At 40.3% G+C, this 23,337-nt stretch carries 18 protein-coding genes and 1 rRNA gene; 16 read left to right on the top strand and 3 right to left on the bottom strand.

The window, feature by feature from the left end:
• A partial coding sequence (locus A5849_RS00105; RefSeq protein WP_143353358.1) for a C40 family peptidase occupies nucleotides 1-633 on the top strand: 633 nt, incomplete at its 5' end.
• A gap of 67 nt (nucleotides 634-700) precedes the next feature.
• On the opposite strand, the gene A5849_RS00100 is transcribed toward A5849_RS00105, so the two are convergent.
• Nucleotides 701-2,500, bottom strand: coding sequence for a M3 family oligoendopeptidase (locus A5849_RS00100; protein WP_002345659.1), 1,800 nt, complete (start codon nucleotides 2,498-2,500; stop codon nucleotides 701-703).
• Between the two features lie 121 nt (nucleotides 2,501-2,621).
• On the opposite strand from A5849_RS00100, the gene A5849_RS00095 reads away from it, so the two are divergent.
• Together A5849_RS00095 and A5849_RS00090 are read left to right on the top strand one after the other, a co-directional pair.
• On the top strand, nucleotides 2,622-3,128 hold the full coding sequence (locus tag A5849_RS00095; protein ID WP_002310414.1) for a VanZ family protein: 507 nt from the start codon (nucleotides 2,622-2,624) through the stop codon (nucleotides 3,126-3,128).
• 78 nt (nucleotides 3,129-3,206) lie between these two features.
• Nucleotides 3,207-3,929: a YebC/PmpR family DNA-binding transcriptional regulator gene (locus A5849_RS00090; RefSeq protein WP_002290927.1), complete on the top strand. Its 723-nt coding sequence runs from the start codon at nucleotides 3,207-3,209 to the stop codon at nucleotides 3,927-3,929.
• An 81-nt stretch (nucleotides 3,930-4,010) separates the two neighbouring features.
• Here the strand turns inward: A5849_RS00090 and A5849_RS00085 are convergent, their stop codons facing one another.
• Together A5849_RS00085 and A5849_RS00080 are read right to left on the bottom strand one after the other, a co-directional pair.
• A complete protein-coding gene (locus A5849_RS00085; RefSeq protein ID WP_002316851.1) occupies nucleotides 4,011-5,408 on the bottom strand; it encodes a L,D-transpeptidase family protein in 1,398 nt (465 codons plus the stop codon).
• A gap of 169 nt (nucleotides 5,409-5,577) precedes the next feature.
• Entirely contained in the window at nucleotides 5,578-6,552 is a 975-nt protein-coding gene (locus tag A5849_RS00080; RefSeq protein WP_002287399.1) for an L-lactate dehydrogenase, read from the bottom strand.
• A gap of 352 nt (nucleotides 6,553-6,904) precedes the next feature.
• Here A5849_RS00080 and pth point away from each other — a divergent pair, with 352 nt between their 5' ends.
• From pth to A5849_RS00005, 13 genes are all read left to right on the top strand, one after another.
• Nucleotides 6,905-7,465: an aminoacyl-tRNA hydrolase gene (pth, locus tag A5849_RS00070; RefSeq protein ID WP_002310408.1), complete on the top strand. Its 561-nt coding sequence runs from the start codon at nucleotides 6,905-6,907 to the stop codon at nucleotides 7,463-7,465.
• A 16-nt stretch (nucleotides 7,466-7,481) separates the two neighbouring features.
• Nucleotides 7,482-11,003, top strand: coding sequence for a transcription-repair coupling factor (gene mfd, locus A5849_RS00065; protein ID WP_086309873.1), 3,522 nt, complete (start codon nucleotides 7,482-7,484; stop codon nucleotides 11,001-11,003).
• A gap of 14 nt (nucleotides 11,004-11,017) precedes the next feature.
• Nucleotides 11,018-12,613 (top strand): polysaccharide biosynthesis protein, encoded by a 1,596-nt coding sequence (locus tag A5849_RS00060; RefSeq protein WP_002310406.1) that lies wholly within the window; start codon nucleotides 11,018-11,020, stop codon nucleotides 12,611-12,613.
• A 10-nt stretch (nucleotides 12,614-12,623) separates the two neighbouring features.
• Nucleotides 12,624-12,893: an RNA-binding S4 domain-containing protein gene (locus A5849_RS00055; protein WP_002287407.1), complete on the top strand. Its 270-nt coding sequence runs from the start codon at nucleotides 12,624-12,626 to the stop codon at nucleotides 12,891-12,893.
• Between the two features lie 67 nt (nucleotides 12,894-12,960).
• Complete coding sequence (locus tag A5849_RS00050) at nucleotides 12,961-13,386, top strand: septum formation initiator family protein (RefSeq protein WP_002287409.1); 426 nt, start codon at nucleotides 12,961-12,963, stop codon at nucleotides 13,384-13,386.
• A 45-nt stretch (nucleotides 13,387-13,431) separates the two neighbouring features.
• Nucleotides 13,432-13,902 (top strand): S1 domain-containing RNA-binding protein, encoded by a 471-nt coding sequence (locus A5849_RS00045; RefSeq protein WP_002290937.1) that lies wholly within the window; start codon nucleotides 13,432-13,434, stop codon nucleotides 13,900-13,902.
• A 119-nt stretch (nucleotides 13,903-14,021) separates the two neighbouring features.
• Nucleotides 14,022-15,467, top strand: coding sequence for a tRNA lysidine(34) synthetase TilS (gene tilS / locus A5849_RS00040; RefSeq protein WP_002314340.1), 1,446 nt, complete (start codon nucleotides 14,022-14,024; stop codon nucleotides 15,465-15,467).
• Nucleotides 15,467-16,012 (top strand): hypoxanthine phosphoribosyltransferase, encoded by a 546-nt coding sequence (gene hpt / locus A5849_RS00035; protein ID WP_002310403.1) that lies wholly within the window; start codon nucleotides 15,467-15,469, stop codon nucleotides 16,010-16,012. Before tilS ends, hpt begins: the two co-directional genes overlap by 1 nt.
• An 89-nt stretch (nucleotides 16,013-16,101) precedes the next feature.
• The gene (ftsH, locus tag A5849_RS00030) at nucleotides 16,102-18,213 is read left to right on the top strand and encodes an ATP-dependent zinc metalloprotease FtsH (RefSeq protein ID WP_002310402.1); all 2,112 of its coding nucleotides are present in this window, start codon (nucleotides 16,102-16,104) and stop codon (nucleotides 18,211-18,213) included.
• 216 nt (nucleotides 18,214-18,429) lie between these two features.
• Nucleotides 18,430-19,317, top strand: coding sequence for an Hsp33 family molecular chaperone HslO (gene hslO / locus A5849_RS00025; protein ID WP_002310401.1), 888 nt, complete (start codon nucleotides 18,430-18,432; stop codon nucleotides 19,315-19,317).
• Nucleotides 19,318-20,322: a tRNA dihydrouridine synthase DusB gene (gene dusB / locus A5849_RS00020; RefSeq protein ID WP_002310400.1), complete on the top strand. Its 1,005-nt coding sequence runs from the start codon at nucleotides 19,318-19,320 to the stop codon at nucleotides 20,320-20,322.
• A 110-nt stretch (nucleotides 20,323-20,432) separates the two neighbouring features.
• A complete protein-coding gene (gene lysS / locus A5849_RS00015; RefSeq protein ID WP_002310399.1) occupies nucleotides 20,433-21,929 on the top strand; it encodes a lysine--tRNA ligase in 1,497 nt (498 codons plus the stop codon).
• A 680-nt stretch (nucleotides 21,930-22,609) separates the two neighbouring features.
• Nucleotides 22,610-23,337: ribosomal RNA gene (locus A5849_RS00005) — 16S ribosomal RNA — on the top strand; the annotation flags it as partial.

Genomic DNA, 23,337 nt, shown 5'->3' with positions numbered 1-23,337 from the left:
TCAACAACAGAAGAATCAACAACAGCGCCTGAATCTTCAACAACAGAAGAATCAACAACAGTGCCTGAATCTTCAACAACAGAAGAATCAACAACTGTACCAGAATCTTCAACAACAGAAGAGTCAACAACTGTACCTGAAACTTCAACAGAAGAATCAACAACACCTGCGCCTACAACACCATCAACAGATCAAAGTGTTGATCCTGGGAACAGTACTGGTAGCAATGCAACTAATAACACAACTAATACAACACCAACACCAACGCCTTCTGGAAGTGTGAATGGTGCAGCAATCGTAGCAGAAGCTTACAAATATATTGGTACTCCATATGTTTGGGGCGGTAAAGATCCAAGTGGATTTGACTGCTCAGGATTCACACGCTATGTTTACTTGCAAGTAACTGGTCGTGACATTGGTGGTTGGACAGTTCCTCAAGAATCAGCTGGAACAAAAATCTCAGTTTCTCAAGCAAAAGCTGGAGACTTATTATTCTGGGGTTCACCAGGCGGAACTTACCACGTAGCGATTGCTTTAGGCGGAGGACAATATATCCATGCTCCTCAACCAGGCGAAAGCGTAAAAGTTGGTTCAGTTCAATGGTTTGCACCTGACTTTGCTGTCAGCATGTAAGAATGATTAATCAAAAAGAGTTAGTCCTTTTCTGGACTAACTCTTTTTTATTGAGAGAAAATAGAAATCAGATGAATTCTTCTGTCAATTCCATGAACGTTTGGATATCTTCCATCACCATATCGATACCTGCTTGCCAAAAATCTGGTTGAGTGAGATCAACATTCAAATGTTTCTTTGCAAGATCTTCCGTCGTCATTGAAGCAGTATCACGTAGTAAATGGATATATTCTTCTTCGAAATTTGCCCCTTTTTGATTAGCGTAAGCATAAATGCCTAAACTAAACAGGTAGCCAAAGGTGTATGGGAAGTTATAAAACGGTACGTCATCAATAAAGAAATGTAATTTTGCAGCCCAGAAATATGGATGATAAGTGGCTAAAGCTCCTTGGTAGCCTTCTTTTTGTGCTTCAACCATCATCTCTGTGATCTTATCTTCTGAGACTAATCCTTCTTGCCGTGCTTCATAGAATCGATTCTCAAAAATGAATCGAGAATGGATATTCATGAACATAGCTAAAGCATTTTGCAGTTTTGTATCTAGCAAATTGATTTTTTCTTCTTTTGTTTTTGCGGCTTTTAATGTAGCATCGGCTACGATCAGTTCTGCGAATGTACTTGCTGTTTCTGCGACATTCATTGCGTATTCACGATTTAAAGAAGGTAAGTCCCACATCGTGCTGCTATGGAAAGCATGACCCAATTCATGAGCAAGTGTCGCAACCTCATTAACAGAATTGCTGTAGGTCATAAAGATCCTCGATTCTTTTGTTTCTGGTAACTCAGTACAATAACCACCAGGACGTTTTCCAGGACGATCTTCTGCTTCAATCCAGCTCTTTTCAAAAGCAGATTGTGCGAATTTAGCCATTTTTGGACTGAATTTATTAAAGTTTTCGATAATAAATGCAGCTGCTTCGTCAAAACTAAAGGTTTTTTCTTTCAAATCGCCTAAAATAATAGGTGCATCTTGATCCTGCCATTCCATTTTTTCTTTACCGAAAAGATTGGCTTTTCTAGTCAAGTAATCAACAAGGGGTTGTTTGTTTTTTTGGATCGTCTCCCACATGACAGACAATGTTTCTTTTTTCAAACGGTTGTATTCTAATGGTTTTTGCAGAAAATCCGTGATGCCATGGAGTTCATAGTTAGAAAGTCTGAAACCATCTAAATGATTCAAAGTATCTGTGAAGAGGGGGGCCTTTTCTTTCCATGCTTTTTCCCATGCTGCGAAAAGTGCTTCTCTGATTTTTGGATCTCGATCGCCCATCATCTTATTGAAGGCTTGGCCAGCAGATAATTCGACTACTTGACCATCTTGTTCGAAGGGAATCGATATGCTGGCTACAATCGTATCATAATGACTGCTCCAAGCATTTAGACCATCTAATGAGAGCGTGTTGATAATGTTCTCTTCAGCTTCTGATAATAATTGTGAACCGTCACGACGGATCTCGTTTAAACGAAACGCAATTGTTTCAAACGAACCCTGGGAAAGCATCTGATTCCAATCATTGTCAGATATTTCTGCAAATTTCTTCGACAATACTGTTTCGGCTGATTGTAGAAGAGGAAGTATGGCGTAAAGCTTCCCTGATAAGATCTTTGCATCTGAATCATTGACATTGGCAGAAAGCAATGCAGTAATATAGCTGTTGCATTGGGTAAAGCCGTTCGTAATCGTTTCTTGCAATTGAAGAATCGCGTTTAGCTGCTCTGCATTGTCAGAACTAGGTGACCATTTTGTTACACGTTGATAATATTCGTTCGTTTGGTCTTCCAATTGCTTCATCCGTTGGTTCAAAGCATCAGAATGACTTCCTCCGGGGAAAATAGAATCTAGATCCCAATTTAATGAATAACTCATGAAAAAACTCCCTTCATATTGTAATACAAAATTAAGTATAGCACTTTTTTATAGAAGAAGTCTCTATGAAAATGATTGTTGTTTCTTCAAAAAAAGTCTAAGATAAATACAGAGGTGACTTATGAATTCTTCAAAAAAACAACTGAAAAACGGAAATATTTATTTAGTGATCGCACTTATAGTCGTTGCCATCTTATTTTACAGTTCTTCTCAAACTTACGGACAGCAATCACAAGTTTCGCGATTAGAAAGCTGGCTTCCTAATCAGCCATTTAAGGACACATTAGCAGGTATACGTTTTAATTATGGTGGAAGTATCGTGAGTATCGACCATCTGGGCTACGCCAAATTTGTAGAGTTCTTTTTAAGAAAAGGCGCACATTTTGGTACTTATTTTGTTTTGGGTGGCAGCTTGTTTTTAGGTGTTTTCCCTAAACTAAAAATTTGGTGGCTGACAGCGATCCTTGCTTGGCTTTCAGCAACAGGGTACGCAGGTTTGGACGAATTCCATCAGATGTTGACCGGTGGACGAACACCTATGTTCCAAGATGTCATGCTGGATTCGATCGGTGCTCTGACTGCTGTGGTATTATGTGTGCTTTTTGCGACATTCAAGAAGCGTTTATAGATTGGCTGTGGCTTTGTTTTTTTGTGAAATAGTACTAGAATAGAAGTGTATTCTCAAAAGAACAAGGGAGGAAAAATCATGTCAGGACATAGTAAGTGGCATAATATCCAAGGAAGAAAAAATGCCCAAGATGCGAAACGAGGAAAAGTCTTTCAGAAACTTTCTCGTGAAATCTATATGGCAGCTAAAGCAGGCGGTCCTGATCCATCCATGAACCCAGCTCTGCGGCTTGTTGTGGACAAAGCAAAAGCTGCAAATATGCCAAACGACAATGTAGAACGGGCGATTAAAAAGGCTACCAGTGCCGTAGATGAAACAAATTACGATGAAATCACGTATGAAGGATATGGTCCGGGTGGAGTAGGAATCTTAGTCCATGCATTGACGGATAACCGTAATCGGACAGCGACAAATGTCCGAGTAGCTTTTACTCGAAACGGTGGGTCACTGGGAGAAACGGGTTCAGTCAGTTACTTGTTTGATCGTAAAGGGTATATCGTCATTGAACGCGATGGGTTGGCTGTTGATGAAGAGACGATGTTTGAAGATGTATTAGAGGCGGGGGCAGAAGATCTGCAAACTTCTCCTGAAGTGTTCGAGATTTATACTGCACCAGAAGATTTTGCTGCTGTACGAGATGAGCTGGAAAAAGAGTTCACTTTAGCGCAAGCAGAATTGACGATGATCCCACAAACGACGATCGATTTAAATGAGGAACAACGGGAGCAATTGGAACGTCTAGTAGATAAGCTAGAAGACGATGATGATGTCTCAGAAGTCTTTACTGCTGCTGAAATGTAAGCAAGTGCATAGTTGAGATAATAAGTAAGAACGCACCTGTACGATTCGTACAGGTGCGTTCTTTTTATCAATTCTTTTTTGTTAGAAGACCAATACAGGTGTTCCTTTTTCGACCATCCCGAATAATTCCTTCATTACACTTGGCGGAGTGTTGATACAGCCATGTGAACCGCGGGTTTTCCATAAATCTCCGCCGTATTCAGGTTGCCAGTCAGAATCGTGGATACCAACACCTGTCCAGTCAATCGGCATCCAGTAATTTACTGGACTCTCGTAAGGTGTTCCGTCGTCATTTGTTCCTTTTAAAGTTGCATCTTCTTCTTTATTCCAAACATAGAAGACCCCAGCAGGTGTAGGTGTAGATGGCTTTCCGGAAACGATATCTGTTTCAAGGGCTACTTTTCCGTCTTTATAATACCACATATGCTGGTTCTCTAGATCAACTTCGATATACGTATCTTCGATCAATGGATGATCAGCGGTTGTGCCACCTTGCACAATCGGAGAACGAGTAAAGTCTTGGCCTGTCAGAATAGCTTTTTTCAGCGCTTCTGTCTCGCTATCTGTTTGGATCGTCCAGCTGTAAGTGCCAACTGGGACTGTAACTTCTCCTCTTTTTGTACTTTTAAATTTTGTGTCATTCGTACTTGTGTTATACTTTGTGCCTAAATCTGTTACATATTGACGTACTTGTTCTGTATCTAAATCGACTTTTCCGTCGTAGGTCAGCCAGCTCATGATATCACTTGATGGGATCTGGAAAGTCTCCCCGTTTATACTGTAAGTAGCTTTTACTTTTGCGATAGCATTCATGGATTCGAGCTGTTCTTTCAGTGAACTGTCTCCGGAGGTTACTTTTGGTTTTTCTTTGAACTCAGTTAATTCAATCGTATCTTTACCGGAATTTACTGCACTTTTTACTTGTTTGACCGCAGCATCGACGTTGATGGTATTTCCATTGACTTCAGGCTTGATAACAAAAGAGTCGCCTGATTTTTCAATTGTTGCATCAGTTGTAGGTGTCCGGTCTTTATTCAGATCAGTCAGTTTAGTTGTCAATGTCTGAACGGTAGTATCCAGTTTCTGGTGGTCTTGACTGATAGGATCGATTTCTTGTTTTTCAGCTGCTGAAACATAAGTCATTCCCCAAGTCCATCCGTTTTGTTCATTTAGGATCGGAGAAAGCTCAGAAGTGAAATCATCTTTATAGCCGAGCTCAGATTTTGGTACTTCCTGCCAGACTTTTCCATCTTCTTTAATAGCTAATTTTTTATCGGAATAAGCTTCTTTTAATTTTTCATTTGCTTTTTCGACTGTTAGATTGCTGACATTTATTCCGTTGATTTCCGTATTCGGCAAAAAATGCTTTGTGTAGTATGTACTGCGATAGGTATAAAAGCTAATCAGCACCAAGAGAACACCAAGAGCTGAAAGCAAAGCAACATGTTTCGATTTTTTTCGATGCGAAGATCTTGTCATATCGACAACTCCTTAAGTAAAAGTTTAGGGTGGAACGGTCTCATGATAGCATAATTTAGACGAAAAGACGAAGGTTATCTCTTCTTTATGAAAAAATTTAGAAACCATAAGAGTGATAAAATAAAAAAACGGAAAACACCGTTTAGATGTTTTCCGTCATATTCAAAGATTATTCAGCGTCTAGTTTAGCAAAAGCTTCATCTAGAATTTCTTTTAATTGTTTAGCAGAAGCAGCCATACGGTCTTGTTCGCTGTCGCTTAAAGGAATTTCGATTACTTTTTGGATACCTTGACGGTTGATAACAGCAGGTGCACCAATGTAGATGTCGTTCAATCCATATTCGCCATTCATGAAGACTGATAAAGGAAGAACAGCATTTTCATCATCTAAGATGGCACGAGTGATACGTGCTAATGCTACTGCGATACCATAGAAAGTAGCACCTTTTTTCTCGATAATTGTGTAAGCAGCGTCACGTACGCCGAAGAATAGGTTAACCATAGCTTCTTCATCGATTTCTGGGTTGTTTTTCACCCATTCATAGATTTGCAAGCCGGCAACATTTGCATGTGACCAAACTGGGAATTCTGAATCTCCGTGTTCACCTAAGATGTAAGCATGGACGTTACGCGCATCAACGTCAACTAATTCCGCAAGTGCTTGACGGAAACGAGCAGAGTCAAGAGACGTACCTGAACCGATAACGCGTTCTTTAGGGAAACCTGAGAATTTCCAAGTTGAGTAAGTCAAAATATCTACTGGGTTAGCGGCAACTAAAAAGATACCGTTAAATCCTGATTCAACGATTTGTGTGACAACATCGCGGTTGATTTTTAGGTTTTTGTTTACTAAGTCTAAACGAGTTTCACCTGGTTTTTGTGGTGCGCCAGCTGTAATAACAACTAAGTCAGCATCATGTGCGTCTGCGTAAGTAGCAGAGTAGATTTTTTTAGGTGAAGTAAATGCCAAAGCGTGAGACAAGTCAATTGCGTCTCCTTCAGTTTTAGCAGTATTGATATCCACGATACCTACTTCTTGAGCAATATTTTGAGTAACTAGAGCAAAGGCATAGCTAGAACCTACGGCGCCGTCTCCAACAAGAATAACTTTTTGATGATCTTTTTTTTCTGCAGCTGCAGTCATTTAGTATCAATCCTTCCATTGATTTGTTTTTTCCCATGCTTATGCTAACATTTCTCAAGCCCCATGTCACGCTATTTGGCTATAAAATATAACAGATAACAAGGTTGTATCATATGTAAAAGCTTACATGTGTGTTATTTCACTATTTTTATAATTCAATTATTTCATTAAACTTTGAAGAAATTTTTAATTTCTTTATCATTTATTAACGATTCTCTTTTAGCCGAAACGCTTTGTTTTGTGTTATACTATACATTGACAGTATAAAAAAGAAAAAAAGCTCGATGGACTGGACCGCTAATTAGCAGTCCAGCCTTTTGTGCTGTTTTTAGAATTAGGTGGAAAAACAAAAATGAAAATGATTGTCGGGTTAGGAAACCCAGGTACCAAATACCAATATACTAAACACAATATCGGCTTTATGGTCGTGGATCAAATTGCACGCGAACATCAAGCTGCTTTCAAAAAAAATCCATTCGAAGCAGAAGTTGCCGAATTTTTTCATAATGGAGAAAAGATCCTTCTAGTCAAACCACAGACATTTATGAATGAATCTGGTCGTGCAGTCGGACCGTTAATGACTTATTTTGGGATTTATCCAGAAGAATTAGTCGTCATCTACGATGATTTGGATCTGGCAGTAGGAAAGATCCGGCTCCGTCAAAAGGGGAGTGCCGGCGGGCATAATGGTATCAAAAGTATCATTTCCCATTTGAATACGAATGTCTTTGATCGAATCAAGGTGGGAATCGGCAGACCAGAAGGAAAAAAAACAGTGGTCCAACATGTGCTTAGTCCTTTCAGCAAAGAAAACCAGCCTTTGATAGAAGAAAGCATATTTCAATCTGTTAAAGCAGTCGAATATCTCATAGAAGGGCATTCGTTCGTGGATGCGATGAATCAATTCAATTGAGAAAGGAGGAAAAGGAATGGATATCATTCAATTAGTCGGAAAAGATCCGCAAGTAAAAGAATGGATCAGCAATTTAGAAGAAAAAATGCCTAGACAACTAATCACAGGATTAGCTGGCTCAGCGAAGACGCTTCTATTTGCTCGAGCATTTAAGAAAACAAATAAAAATATGATCATTCTGATGCCAAATTTGTATTATGCCAATCAGTTAGCAGAAGATCTGCAACATGTGATTCCGCAGGATCAGATCCATTTATTTCCAGTGGATGAAGTGCTTTCTGCTGAAATGGCCTTTTCTTCTCCAGAAGCGCGAGGCGAGAGAGTCGCAACGCTCAACGCACTTCAAGAAAAAAAAGCAGGTATCTATTTGTTGCCAGTCGCAGCTTTGCACAAGCGACTGCCGAATAAGAAAACTTGGCTACAGGCGCAATTGAATTGGCATGTTGGTGATGAGATAGATGTGGAAAATCTTCCTCGCCAATTGACTTTGATGGGCTATGTACGAGAAGAAATGGTCGCAAAACCCGGAGAATTCAGTATTCGAGGAAGCATCGTCGATATTTACCCATTAACAACAAACTATCCTATTCGTGTAGAATTATTTGATGTAGAGATAGATTCTATGCGGTATTTTGAAGCAGAAACACAACGTTCAATCGAAAAAACGGAAGAAATCTGGGTTTCTCCAACGAGTGAACAAGTCTATGGACCAGAGGATCTGGAACATGGAATAGAGCAAATGCAAAAAATGCTAGAAAAACGGCTTGCTGCGACCACAGAAGAAGCAGACCGCGAGTTTTTACGAGATTACTTCGGTCAGCTGACTTCAAGCTGGCAAGCAGGTATCCCGACAGAAGAAGCAAAATTCTACTCAGATCTTCTTTACCAAGAATTTGTAACAATCTTGGATTATTTTCCTTCAAATAGTCTACTAGTCGTTGATGATTACCAGCGGATCATGGAAACAAATCGGGAAATCGAAAGGGAAGCGGCAGAATGGCATACTCAAAAAATCAGCGAATTGCGGGTTTTTTCTGAGCAGTCATTTTCAGCAGATGTACAAAGAATCGTTCAAAAGGAAAAATTTACTACAACCTTTTTCTCACTCTTCCAAAAAGGGATGGGAAATCTTCGTTTCCAAGCAATCCATAATTTTCAATATCGGACGATGCAACAGTTCTTCGGACAAATGCCATTGCTGAAAACAGAAATGGATCGTTGGCGCAAGCAAAAACAGACTGTTGTGATCTTTATTCCGACAAAGGACAGAATACGTAAAGCAGAACAAATGCTTCGAGATGAAGATATATTAGTAGTAGAAACAGAAAAAAATGCATTGATCAGAGGACAGGTACAATTAGTTGAAGGAGCTTTGCAGGCTGGTTTTGAACTTCCTCAAGAAAAAATAGTAGCTATCACAGAAAAAGAAATTTTCCAAAAAACGACGAAAAAACAAACGAGACGTCAAACAGTAACAAACGCAGAGCGATTGAAAAGCTACAATGAGTTAAAAGCAGGAGATTACGTTGTCCATGCCAATCATGGTATCGGGAAATACATTGGGATGGAAACGCTAGAAGTAGATGGCGTTCACCAAGACTATATGACTATTTTGTATCAAAACGACGACAAACTGTTTATTCCTGTTACTCAACTGAATCTGATCCAAAAATATGTCGCCTCGGAAGCCAAAGCACCTCGCATCAATAAGCTAGGCGGAAGTGAATGGACGAAAACTAAACGAAAAGTATCTTCGAAAATCGAAGATATCGCTGACGATTTAATCAAATTATACGCAGCAAGAGAATCAGAAAAAGGATATGCTTTTGGTCCTGATGACGCCTACCAAAAAGAATTCGAAAATGCTTTCCCTTATTCTGAAACAGACGACCAGTTGAGAAGTGCAGCGGAGATCAAGCGGGATATGGAAAAAGAAAAACCAATGGATCGACTACTCGTAGGTGATGTTGGTTATGGGAAAACAGAAGTAGCGCTTCGAGCGGCCTTTAAAGCGATAAAGGAAAGCAAACAAGTAGCCTTTTTAGTTCCAACAACGATCTTGGCACAGCAGCACTATGAAACGATGCTGGAAAGATTTGAAGGTTTCCCCGTAAATATCGGGCTATTAAGTCGTTTCAGAACAAGAAAGCAACAAAAAGAAACCATCGAACAACTGCGCACAGGTCAAGTTGATATTGTTGTGGGAACCCATCGAATCTTGTCAAAAGATATTGAATTTAGCGATTTGGGTTTATTGATTATTGACGAAGAACAACGTTTTGGTGTAAAACATAAAGAACGATTGAAACAGTTACGTGCACAAGTGGATGTTTTGACTCTGACAGCAACACCGATTCCGAGAACTTTGCATATGTCGATGCTAGGCGTGCGGGATCTTTCAGTAATCGAAACACCGCCTGCGAATCGTTATCCGATCCAAACATATGTTATGGAAAAAAATCCTGGGGCTATCCGCGAAGCAATCCATCGAGAAATGGGACGTGGTGGACAAGTATTCTATTTATATAATCGAGTAGAAACGATCGAACAAAAAGTAGAAGAAATCCAAGAACTCGTTCCGGAAGCGCGGATCGGCTATGCTCATGGACAAATGACAGAGGCGCAATTAGAAAATACGCTCTTTGAATTTATTGAAGGTCAGTATGATGTTCTTGTCACTACGACCATCATTGAAACAGGAGTAGATATCCCGAACGCAAATACATTGTTTGTTGAGAACGCTGATTATATGGGTTTATCCACGTTATATCAATTACGCGGACGGGTAGGAAGAAGTAGCCGCGTCGCATATGCTTACTTTATGTATGAGCAGCAGAAGATCCTTAATGAAGTCAGTGAAAAGCGTCTTCAGGCAATCAAAGATTTTACAGAACTGGGATCTGGATTCAAAATTGCGATGCGTGATCTTTCCATTCGCGGTGCAGGTAATCTCTTAGGTGCTCAGCAACATGGATTTATTGATGCAGTCGGTTTTGATATGTATTCTCAAATGCTGAGCGAAGCAGTGTCTCGTAAACAAGGAAAGAATAGTCAAGTGGAGAAGACCACTGTTGAGATCGACCTCGGTGTTGACGCGTATCTACCTGAAACATACGTGGCAGATCAGCGGCAGAAAATCGAGATCTATAAACGAATTCGTGAACTTGATTCGCAAGAAATGCTAGATGAACTGGAAGATGATCTGCTCGACCGTTTTGGAGAATACCCAGAAGAAGTAGCACACCTCCTGACAATCGGACAGATTAAAATGGATGGCGATCGAGCGCTCTTGGAAACGATAAGGAAACAGGAGCCGCATATCGTCTTTACTCTAAGCAAAGTTGGAACGAAACGCTACAGCGTGGAACAATTATTCGAAGCACTAACGGCGACGAAACTAAAAGCCAGTCTAGGCGTTGAAAAAGAACAGATGGTAATACGCTTGACGATTCCAAACCAAATGGAAGAAGCAGTGTGGCTTCAGGAAATCCAAAAGTTTGTCAAAGCATTGCGTGAGCAAAAATATCTGTCAGCGTAGGAAGGAGCAACGATTTGGATCATAAAGAAATGCGGCGCGTCATGCAAGGAGCATTTGTACTGACGATTGCTTCTTTCATAGCAAAAGTATTAAGTGCCCTTTACCGAATTCCTCTCCAAAACTTAGTCGGCGACGAAGGTTTTTATGTTTATCAGCAAGTTTATCCAATTTATGGGATAGCAATGACTTTAGCTTTATCAGGTCTTCCGCAGTTCATATCAAAGTACGTTGCAGAAAGAAAGAATCCTTTCGAGCGAAAGCAAGCTTTGCAAAGTCTTTATCCCTTGGTGTTTTGGACAGGTGTCTTTCTGTGGTTGTTTGTCTTTTCATTTAGCAGTTGGATTGCTTGGATGATGGGGGATATACAATTGAAACCACTGATCCAAGTAGTTTCTTTTACCTTTTTGCTGATGCCTGGTTTATCTTTTTATCGAGGGAATTTTCAAGGAAGATTTTTGATGGAACCAACGGCAGTTTCTCAAGTTGTTGAACAGCTCGTTCGTGTTTCTGTAATCGTCTGTAGTGCGTTTGCTTTTAGAAAGCTCGGATGGACGGTGTACCAAACGGGGACGGCAGCGATGAGTGGAGCCGTTTTTGGCGGGTTATGCGCATATGGGATCCTTCACTACTATGAACAAAAGATTCATGGAGGAGTATTAAGCTTCCGCCGGTTCCCATTATTCAAACAGCCACCAAAATCTTTGATCCGGCGCTTTCTAGTAGAAGGCGGTCTGGTTTCGATTTATAGCGGATTACTCATCTTTTTTCAGCTGATCGACTCTTTCTTTGTAAAAAATGCTTTGGAAGTTTACGGTCTATCGGAATATGGTGCGAAGATAGCAAAAGGGGTCTATGATCGAGGGCAGCCTTTGGTTCAATTAGGTTTAGTGATCGCCACCGCATTAAGTGCGACATTTCTGCCTGCATTGACCCGTCATTTGACCAACCGGATCTATCGTCAGTTTTTACAGACAGCCAAAATCTATCTTAGATTGACGACCGCTTTGGCATTAGCTGCATCTTTGGGATTAGCCTTACTGCTTCCTTATATCAATTATGCGTTGTTTAAAGATTATGCAGGAAATGCAGCGCTTGTATTGTTTGTTTTTTCCATTGCTTTTACTGCAGTCATCCAAGCCTATCAAAGTATTGCTCAAAGCAAGAACTCTTTTCGCCCTTCTTTAAAAGGAGCAGGATGGGGGCTCTTGGTAAAAGGATTGACTACTTCTTTTCTAACTGGTTTATTAGGAACAGCCGGAGCAAGCCTGTCTACCCTTTTAGGATTAGGTGTGACGCTTTGGTATTTTGTCCGAATCGAAACAAAAGAGCTAAATGCTTTTTGGAAAGAACGACATTTTGGGCGGAAGTTGATTATCAGCCTTCTTTGTATGACAGCAGTCCTGCTTCTGTATTATGGTGTGTTGAATATAGTGTTTGGTCCTGTAACTCATCGTTCCACTGCTTTTTTTGTCAGTGTGATAGGCGTTGGGATTGGCGCATCTGTGTTCATTTATGCAGTGATTCGTCTCCGTCTGTTTACAGTAAGAGAGTGGCTCATGTTGCCATTTGGTAAGAAAATTCTACGATTAAACAAAAAAATCAAAAAGTGAGGAATAAGATATGCGATTAGACAAATTTTTAAAAATATCCCGAATCATCAAAAGACGATCAGTAGCAAAAGAAGTGGCTGATAAAGGAAGGATCCAAATCAACGGAAAATTGGCGAAATCTTCCAGTGACGTCAAAGTAGGCGACATTTTGAAAGTCCAGTTCGGCAATAAAACGTTGGAAGTAAAAATTACGGAATTACATGAATCGACCAAAAAAGAAGATGCACAAAAAATGTACGAAATTATTTCTGAAAATCGCACAGAAACACTAGAGAAATAGATTAGACAAGCTTTCATGATATTGGTATAATGAGAAAGACAATCAAAAAAGATTGGAGCGAATCCAAGTGACGAAAAAAAGCAATAAAATCGCTGCGCTAGATACGGAATATGCAAAGAAAAAGTATGCTGAATTTCAGCAACAACAACGACAACTGATTTTTCGAAGACGCAGACTGGCTGCAATTTTTGTTGGTGCTTTGGTCATTTTCGCGATAATAGGTGTGCAGATTTTCCATGATATGCAAAGGATGCATCAATTGAACGAATTGAGAGTCGAAGCAAATACTGAAATGAAAGAAGTCAACGCAGACGTTGATCAGCTGCACCAAGATGTTTCATTGCTGAAAGATGATGAATATGTAGCTAAACTTGCCAGAAGCAAATTCTTTTACTCAAAAGACGGTGAAAAAGTTTATCCTATATTAGAATCAAACACAGACAGCTCGACAAATGAAACAGATCAATCAACTAGTTCTACAACTGCAAAATAAGCAGGAATATAAAAAAGGGAAATAATTAGGAGGAACATTTTTTTTATGTCAATCGAGGTAGGAGCAAAACTGCAAGGAAAAGTATCAGGAATTACAAATTTTGGTGCGTTTATTGATCTAGGTGCTGGAAAAACGGGTCTAGTTCATATTAGCGAAGTGTCAAATGGATATGTAAAAGACATCCATGATGTTTTAAGTGTAGGAGATGAAGTAACAGTCAAAGTTATTTCAGTAAATGATGATGGGAAAATCGGACTATCTATCCGCAAAGCGCAGGAACAACCTGTAGAATCTGGAGAAGAAAGCCGTCCTAAAAAATTTCAACAAAAAGATTCCCGTGACAACCGCAATCGTCCAGCACAGAAAAAATCTTTTTCTCGCAGTCAGCCTTCAGCTCAAAAAGAAGACTTCGATTCATTGATGAGTTCATTTTTGAAAGATAGCGATGACCGCTTATCTTCATTGAAGCGAAACACAGAAGGAAAACGCGGTGGCCGTGGCGGACGCCGCAGCTAATAAAGCTGAAAATAATGATGATGCGACTATTTTAGTCAAAGTATCAACAGAGGGCAGGTTAATTGTCGTTTTAGACGTTTTCCCGCTCTCTTTTTTTAGGAAGAAAGGGTGTGGAAAGAATGAACGTTGAAAAAGACGGTAAAAAAGTACCGCTATTGCAGCAGTCATTTATTCGGCACGGAAATGAACAAGGATTCTGGCAAAAAGAATCAAGGATTTTAGCAGCGGTATCAGGTGGGGTTGATTCGATGGTTTTGCTCCATTTGCTTTTGCAAGCGCAACGCCAAATCGGTTTTTCTTTGGGCGTCGTCCATATCAATCACCAATTGAGAGAAGAATCAGCAGAAGAAGCTGCTTATCTTCGCTCATATTGTGAAAAGAAGAATCTACCTTTATATGTAAGTGTTTGGGAAAATCCGGCCAAAACGGCCATAGAAACAGCAGCTCGTAACTTTCGTTATCAAGCATTCACTCGAGTGATGGAAGAAGGACAATATGATACGTTGATGACTGCTCATCATGGAGATGATCAAATCGAGACGGTGTTGATGAAAATCATTCGTGGAGGACAGTTAAGTACTTTTTCTGGAATCAAAGGAGTACAACCATTTGCTACGGGCAGACTTGTTCGTCCATTGCTGAGTTTCAGTAAAGAAGAATTATATGCTTATGCAGCAGAATCACAGCTTGTTTACTTTGAGGATCAGACGAACCAATTATTAGATGTCCAAAGAAATCGGCTTCGCCATTTGGTTGTTCCTCAATTAAAACAAGAAAACACCCAGGTGATGAGACATTTTCAACAGTTTTCGCAACAGATTCAATGGGCAGACCAAGTCATTCAAAAATGTATGGGGCAGTTAATCGAAAAGGAAGTCGAACAGTTAAAGGATCGATTTCAATTTTCAGCAGAAATGATAGAAAAAATGGAAGAAGCGGAACGATACTATTTTTTCCACTCCTTCTTCGACAAAGTATTCTCAGAAACAGGGGTCATTTTGAAAGAGCAGCAAATGACATCGATTTTAGATCAGTGGCAACAGAAAAAAAGTCAATGGCAGCTTAGCATCGGCAACAACTGGGTACTGAAAAGAGAGTATCATTTTGTTATACTCGCTAAAAAAGAAAAACAAGCCACTGCTCAGACAGAAGATCAGCGCTTGTTGCTTATTCCAGAACAAGGGATACAGTTGAACGAAACAGAATGGATTGGTCTGGTCAAACCTGAACATTCAGAGGACATCAAAACAACAGATTCATGGTCTCTGTTTTCTCATGACATTTGGGTTCCCGCCGATGTGCAACTATATGTCGAAAAAAGAAAAGCAGGAGACCGTATTCAATTAACGGAGAAACTTACAAAAAAAGTATCTAGATATTTTATCGATCAGAAAGTACCTAATTCACAAAGGCAGCATGCTTGGATCATTACAGATGCCAAAAGAAATATATATAGCCTGATACCTTTTGCCTTTTCATATTTGAGTATTCGTGAAGAAACTGATAAAATACACTACATACTTCTTTACAAATATCAAAAAGAAGCAATTGGAAGGAGAACCTGATGTTGGAAAAGGATATTGAGAGAATTTTGATCTCACAAGAAGAGATACAAGTTCGTTGCAAAGAACTAGGCAAAGAGTTAACAGAAATTTACCAAAACACCAATCCCCTAGTAGTAGGTGTCTTAAAAGGAGCGGTACCATTCATGGCAGATATCGTTCGTTCTATCGATACGTATTTGGAATTGGATTTCATGGATGTTTCAAGCTACGGGAATGCAACAGTCTCGTCAGGGGAAGTAAAAATCGTCAAAGACTTGGATACAAATGTAGAAGGTCGCGATCTGTTGATCGTTGAAGATATCATTGACAGCGGAAGAACACTTGCTTATTTAGTGGATCTTTTCAAATACCGCAAAGCAAAATCAGTCAAAATCGTTACACTGCTTGACAAACCCGAAGGAAGAGTAGTAAACATCGAAGCAGATTATGTTGGGTTCAACGTACCAAATGAATTTGTTGTCGGTTATGGCTTGGATTATGCAGAAGCATATCGTAACCTTCCGTACATCGGTGTATTGAAACCTACTGTTTATCAATCAAATTAATGCTGTATCTCAATTAAATTATGGTACAATAGAATGGTCAGGATTGATAAAAAACTGTTAAATTAAATTGACGCTTAGGGAGGGCAACTATGAACAAAAAGAACAATGGCATGATGAAAAATGCCTTGTATTATGTCCTCGTAATCTTAGCGATGGTAATGGTCGTTTATTTCATTTTTGGTAATAACGGCCAGCGATCGTCAGATATCGAGTACTCAAAATTCACAGAACAACTACAAGCAGGCAAAATCAAAGAGTTTGAAGTGCAGCCTGCAAATGGTGTATATAAGATCACTGGTGAATACAAGGAACAGCAGACAGTCGCTAACAGCGGCGGGTTAGCTATCTTGGGTTCAACAGATACGACTACTACCCATTTCACAACAATCATTTTGCCAAATGATACAACATTGAGCCAAGTAACAGAACTGGCAAAAGAAAACAAAGTTGCTACAACAGTAAAAGAAGAATCAAGCAGCGGCGTATGGGTTTCGTTATTGCTTAGCTTCTTGCCGATCGTGATCATCATCTTTTTCTTCTACATGATGATGGGACAACAAGGCGGTGGTGGTGGCGGTGGCGGCCGTGTCATGAACTTTGGTAAATCAAAAGCCAAAGAAGCAGACAAAAAAGCTAATCGCGTACGTTTTTCTGATGTAGCGGGTGCGGAAGAAGAAAAACAAGAACTAGTTGAAGTTGTTGAATTTCTGAAAGATCCTCGCCGATTTGTTGAATTAGGTGCCCGTATCCCGGCAGGTGTACTTTTAGAAGGACCTCCAGGAACAGGTAAAACCTTGTTAGCAAAAGCTGTTGCCGGAGAAGCTGGCGTACCATTTTATTCGATCTCAGGTTCTGATTTCGTAGAAATGTTTGTCGGCGTCGGAGCAAGCCGTGTTCGTGATTTGTTTGAAACAGCGAAGAAAAACGCACCGGCTATCATTTTCATCGATGAAATTGATGCAGTAGGTCGTCAACGTGGTGCCGGTATGGGCGGCGGACATGATGAACGCGAACAAACATTGAACCAATTGCTTGTAGAAATGGATGGTTTCGACGGAAATGAAGGAGTAATCGTCATTGCTGCAACTAACCGTTCTGACGTACTAGATCCAGCGTTACTACGTCCCGGCCGTTTTGACCGTCAAATTTTAGTTGGCCGTCCAGATGTAAAAGGACGTGAAGCAATCTTGCGCGTCCATGCACGGAATAAACCGATGGCCGATGATGTTGACTTGAAAGTTGTTGCTCAACAGACTCCAGGGTTTGCCGGAGCAGATTTGGAAAACGTCTTGAATGAAGCGGCGCTAGTAGCTGCTAGAAGAAATAAAAAGAAAATCGATGCTTCTGATATCGATGAAGCGGAAGATCGCGTGATTGCAGGTCCAGCTAAAAAAGACCGTGTAATCAGCAAAAAAGAACGCGAAATGGTTGCTTATCACGAAGCTGGTCATACGATTGTCGGATTAGTGTTAAGTCGCGCTCGGGTCGTCCACAAAGTAACGATTATCCCTCGCGGACGCGCCGGTGGATATATGATCGCTTTACCAAAAGAAGATCAGTTCTTGATGACAAAAGAAGATATGTTTGAACAAATCGTAGGCTTGCTTGGTGGACGTACAGCTGAAGAAATCATCTTCAATGTCCAATCAACTGGGGCTTCCAATGACTTTGAACAAGCGACAGCTTTAGCACGAAGCATGGTGACAGAATATGGAATGAGCGATCGTTTAGGTCCCGTTCAATATGAAGGAAATCATCAAGTGTTCGTTGGCCGCGACTACGGTCAAACAAAAGCTTACTCTGAACAAGTTGCTTTCGAAATTGATCAAGAAGTACGCAAGATTTTGATGGAAGCTCATGCCAAAGCTCATGAAATCATCGAAGCTCATCGTGCACAGCATAAATTGATTGCTGAAAAACTTCTGGAATTCGAAACATTGGATGCCAAAGCAATCAAATCGTTATTCGAACACGGTGTGATGCCTGAAGGTACTGAGTCAAATGATTATCCAAGCGAAAAAGAAGCGAAAACTTTTGAAGAAGCAAAACGTGCTTTGGAAGAAAAAGACGCTGAAAAACAAGCAGAAGAAAAACGTGATTTTGAAGAAGCAAAACATGAGCTGCATGAGGAAAATAAAGCAGAACATGATTCAGATTCTCAACGATCAGAAGATAATCATTCAGACGATCAATACAAATAAAAAAATATAGGTCAATTGATCTGATAGGACTCCCGAAAACCGGAACAAAAACCGGTTTTCGGGAGATTTCTTTATTTAAGATGTAAATAGGATGATGTCCTGTTATCTAGATGATTCTGAATTATTTTTAAAAGAAGCATTCCAAAGTTGAAAAAAGCAGGAGTTGCTAGTATGATTCACTATGAGTTTAAAAACGGAAAAAGGAGTACATAACAAATGAAAGATTATCTGGTTAAGGCACTTGCTCACGACGGATTCGTACGAGCATACGCCGTTCAAGCAACAAATACCGTAGCGGAGGCACAAAGACGTCATGATACTTGGCATACGTCCTCAGCTGCTTTAGGACGAACATTAGTGGGCAGTCTGCTGCTTGGTGCAACACTTAAAGGAGAAGATAAACTAACTGTTCGAATCCAAGGCGATGGTCCAGCAGCAGGAATCGTAGTAGATGCAAATGGGAAGGGAGATGTGAAAGGCTACATCAAAAATCCGCATCTCAGCCTTCCTTTGAATAGTGAAGGTAAAATCGATGTGCGAGGAGCAGTTGGGACACAAGGGATGTTTACTGTCACAAAAGATTTAGGATTAAAAGAGCCTTTTTCTGGACAAACGCCAATTGTTTCTGGAGAAATCGCTGAAGATTTTACTTACTATCTCGCTATCTCAGAACAAATTCCTTCAGCTGTTGGACTAAGTGTACTGGTCAATACTGATGACAGTATCAAGACAGCAGGTGGATTCATGATTCAAATCATGCCAGGTGCCGATGAAGAAACAATCAGCAAGATTGAGGAACAATTAAAAACAACACCAAGAATCTCTACTCTCTTAGATGAAGGACAGACACCAGAGGAAATATTGAAGGGATTGCTTGATACAGAAGAGCTGAACGTTTTAGAAAAAATGCCTGTTCAATTCAAATGTGACTGTTCGAAAGAAAAATTTGCAGAAGCAATTATTGCGCTAGGTGCAGAAGAAATCCAAGCAATGATAGATGAAGATCATGGAGCAGAAGCGGTATGCTCTTTCTGTAACAATAAATACAAGTATAGTGAAGAAGAATTAGCTGGATTGAAGAAAGAAGCCTTAGGAGGAATTTAAGTGGAACACAAATGGAAAATCGGCAATGTTGAAATCCCTAATCGTGTCGTTGTTGCGCCGATGGCTGGAATAACAAATTCAGCATTTCGAGTCACTGTCAAAGAATTTGGTGCAGGCTTAGTCGTATGTGAAATGATCAGTGACCAAGGTATCCATTTCAGAAACAAAAAAACTTTAGAGATGCTCCACATTGAAGAAACAGAACATCCATTAAGTTTACAGATATTTGGCGGGAACAAAGACAGCCTAGTTGAAGCTGCTCAATTTGTCGAAGAAAACACAGCTGCAGATATAATAGACATCAATATGGGCTGTCCAGTAAACAAAGTGATCAAAGCAGAAGCAGGGGCAAAGTGGCTTTTAGATCCTGAGAAAGTATACGAAATGGTCCAAGCTGTTTCTTCAGCAGTGGATATCCCTGTAACGGTCAAGATGCGTATCGGCTGGGATGAAGAACACGTCTTTGCTGTAGAAAATGCATTAGCAGCACAATCAGCTGGAGCAAGTGCCATCGCTATGCACGGGCGTACGCGGGTTCAGATGTATGAGGGAAAAGCAGATTGGGAAATATTAAAAGAAGTAAAAAAACATCTCACCATCCCATTTATGGGGAACGGGGATGTCAAAACACCCGAAGATGCAAAACGGATGCTTGATTATGTTGGTGCAGACGGTGTGATGATTGGCCGGGCAGCTTTGGGAAACCCATGGATGATTCATCGTACACAGCATTATCTAGAGACAGGAGAACTGATTCCTGAGCCAACACCAGCCGAAAAGATTGCTACAGCTAAACTTCATTTACAACGCTTAGCAGATCTTAAAGGAGAAAAAGTAGCATGTAGAGAATTCAGAACACATGCGGCTTATTATTTAAAAGGGATTCCTCGAGCAGCAAAAGTGAAAGTAGCAATCAATCAGACAGAAAATCAGCAAGAAATCAATGGTCTGCTGGATCAATTTGTAGAAAAAGCAGAAAAAGTACTATTGAAACAAACGTTGTGATTTCTAAGTTTTTCGTGAATTTTCAAGCTGAAATTCCAAGTTCGGCTTGCTTTTTTTGTGTTTCATTGGCATTATAGGAAAGAGATTAACATGAGAATGGAGGAACTTTTGTGACACAGGAACAACAACATCAAGTAGAAGATTTAAATGATCAAATGCTTGTACGTCGTCAAAAAATGGAACAATTGCGTGAAGATGGAATCGATCCATTTGGGAAAAGATTTGAACGCACACATAACTCAGAAGAATTGCATGAACTATTTGATCCAAGAACAAAAGAAGAACTAGCAGAGATGGGATTGACCGCTAGTGTAGCTGGTCGTATGATGACTCGCCGAGGAAAAGGAAAAGCTGGATTTGCGCATCTACAAGATCGAGAAGGCCAAATTCAAATTTATGTAAGAAAAGACCAAGTAGGTGATGAAGCCTATGAAGTATTTAAACATGCAGACCTTGGAGATTTCTTTGGTGTAACTGGACAAATCATGAAAACAGACACAGGCGAAGTTTCTATCAAAGCTTCAGAAATCACGATTTTGTCAAAAGCACTTCGTCCGCTGCCAGATAAATACCATGGCTTGACGAATATTGAACAACGCTACAGACAACGCTACTTGGATTTGATCAGTAATCGCGAAAGCTTTGACCGATTTATGAAACGAAGCCAAATTATCAGCGAGATCCGTCGTTATTTAGATGGCAATGGCTATATTGAAGTAGAAACGCCAGTATTGCATAATGAGGCAGGTGGAGCCGCTGCTCGTCCATTCATCACACACCATAATGCACTGGATATTGATTTATATTTGCGTATTGCGTTGGAACTTCATTTGAAACGACTAATTGTCGGCGGAATGGAAAAAGTTTATGAAATCGGTCGTGTTTTCCGTAATGAAGGGATTGACACTACGCATAATCCAGAATTTACGATGTTAGAAGCATACACAGCATATACTGATTTCAATGATGTAATGAATCTGACAGAAGGTATTATCCGTAACGCAGCTGAAAAAGTACTAGGGACAGCGAAAATCACATATGATGGACAAGCTGTTGACTTAGAAAGCGACTTTAAACGTATCCATATGGTAGATGCGATCAAAGAACAAACTGGTGTAGATTTCTGGAAAGAAATGACATTGGAAGAAGCATTAGCCTTAGCTGAAAAGCATAACGTAGAAGTAACAGAAGCGATGGGAGTCGGACATGTTATCAATGAATTCTTTGAAACGTTTGTTGAAGAAACGTTGACACAACCGACATTTGTTTACGGACATCCAGTCGAAGTTTCGCCTTTAGCGAAGAAAAATCCAGAAGATCCTCGATTCACAGACCGATTCGAACTGTTTATCGTAGGACGCGAATTTGCTAATGCCTTTACAGAACTAAACGATCCAATTGATCAAAGAGAACGATTTGAAGCACAAGAAAAAGAACGTGAACTAGGGAACGATGAAGCTCACGGTGTAGACGAAGACTTCTTGGAAGCATTAGAATACGGTATGCCGCCAACTGGTGGTCTAGGTATCGGGATTGACAGATTAGTGATGCTGCTAACTGACGCTCAATCCATTCGGGACGTTCTACTATTCCCAACAATGAGATAATCAAATAAAAGCTGTCTAGGGGACTCCTTAGGCAGCTTTTGCTATGTAGAAAGCAACAAACAATAACGAATGTTCAAAAGCTGTTATCAAATATTGCAGACATTAATGGAGCCGAAAGCGAACGATAAAGAAAGAAAAGTAATGAATAATCGCTTATTGAAAAAAACTTGAAAAAATACAAAAAATTCGTTGACCAAGATAAATTTAGTTGGTATATTATTACTTGTCCAAAAGACAGAAGGAAATATTTCTTCAAAAACATAACAAAAAAGTTGTTGACATGTTGCTAACGGCATGATAAGATAACTGAGTCGTTAAAAAAGAACAGCTTGCGAAGCTTGATTCTATCGAAAAAAACTTCAAAAAAGTTGTTGACAAATAACAAACGATGAGTTATGATAAATGAGTTGCTGAAAGATTTCAAAAAACGAAATCGAAAAAAACTTTTAAAAAAGAGTTGACAATCACTTGCCGCTCTGGTATGATATAAAAGTTGCTACGGCAGCCAAAACAAATCGGAAAAACATTTCCGATGAAGTAGACCTTTGAAAACTGAACAAAGTAAGACAAACCAAATGTGTAGGGCGTCTTGATTCAATTCAAGACAACAAACATTTTTAACAAGCAAGCAATATGCTAGCAAACAAATTGAGCTTAACAATCGTAAGATTGTTCGAACTTTTTATGAGAGTTTGATCCTGGCTCAGGACGAACGCTGGCGGCGTGCCTAATACATGCAAGTCGTACGCTTCTTTTTCCACCGGAGCTTGCTCCACCGGAAAAAGAAGAGTGGCGAACGGGTGAGTAACACGTGGGTAACCTGCCCATCAGAAGGGGATAACACTTGGAAACAGGTGCTAATACCGTATAACAATCGAAATCGCATGATTTTGATTTGAAAGACGCTTTCGGGTGTCGCTGATGGATGGACCCGCGGTGCATTAGCTAGTTGGTGAGGTAACGGCTCACCAAGGCCACGATGCATAGCCGACCTGAGAGGGTGATCGGCCACATTGGGACTGAGACACGGCCCAAACTCCTACGGGAGGCAGCAGTAGGGAATCTTCGGCAATGGACGAAAGTCTGACCGAGCAACGCCGCGTGAGTGAAGAAGGTTTTCGGATCGTAAAACTCTGTTGTTAGAGAAGAACAAGGATGAGAGTAACTGTTCATCCCTTGACGGTATCTAACCAGAAAGCCACGGCTAACTACGTGCCAGCAGCCGCGGTAATACGTAGGTGGCAAGCGTTGTCCGGATTTATTGGGCGTAAAGCGAGCGCAGGCGGTTTCTTAAGTCTGATGTGAAAGCCCCCGGCTCAACCGGGGAGGGTCATTGGAAACTGGGAGACTTGAGTGCAGAAGAGGAGAGTGGAATTCCATGTGTAGCGGTGAAATGCGTAGATATATG

Source organism: Enterococcus sp. 10F3_DIV0382, assembly GCF_002140245.1.
Lineage (GTDB): Bacteria > Bacillota > Bacilli > Lactobacillales > Enterococcaceae > Enterococcus_B > Enterococcus_B lactis.
The sequence above is the reverse complement of the archived record's forward strand: the minus strand, read 5'-3'. Positions and strand labels throughout refer to the sequence as shown.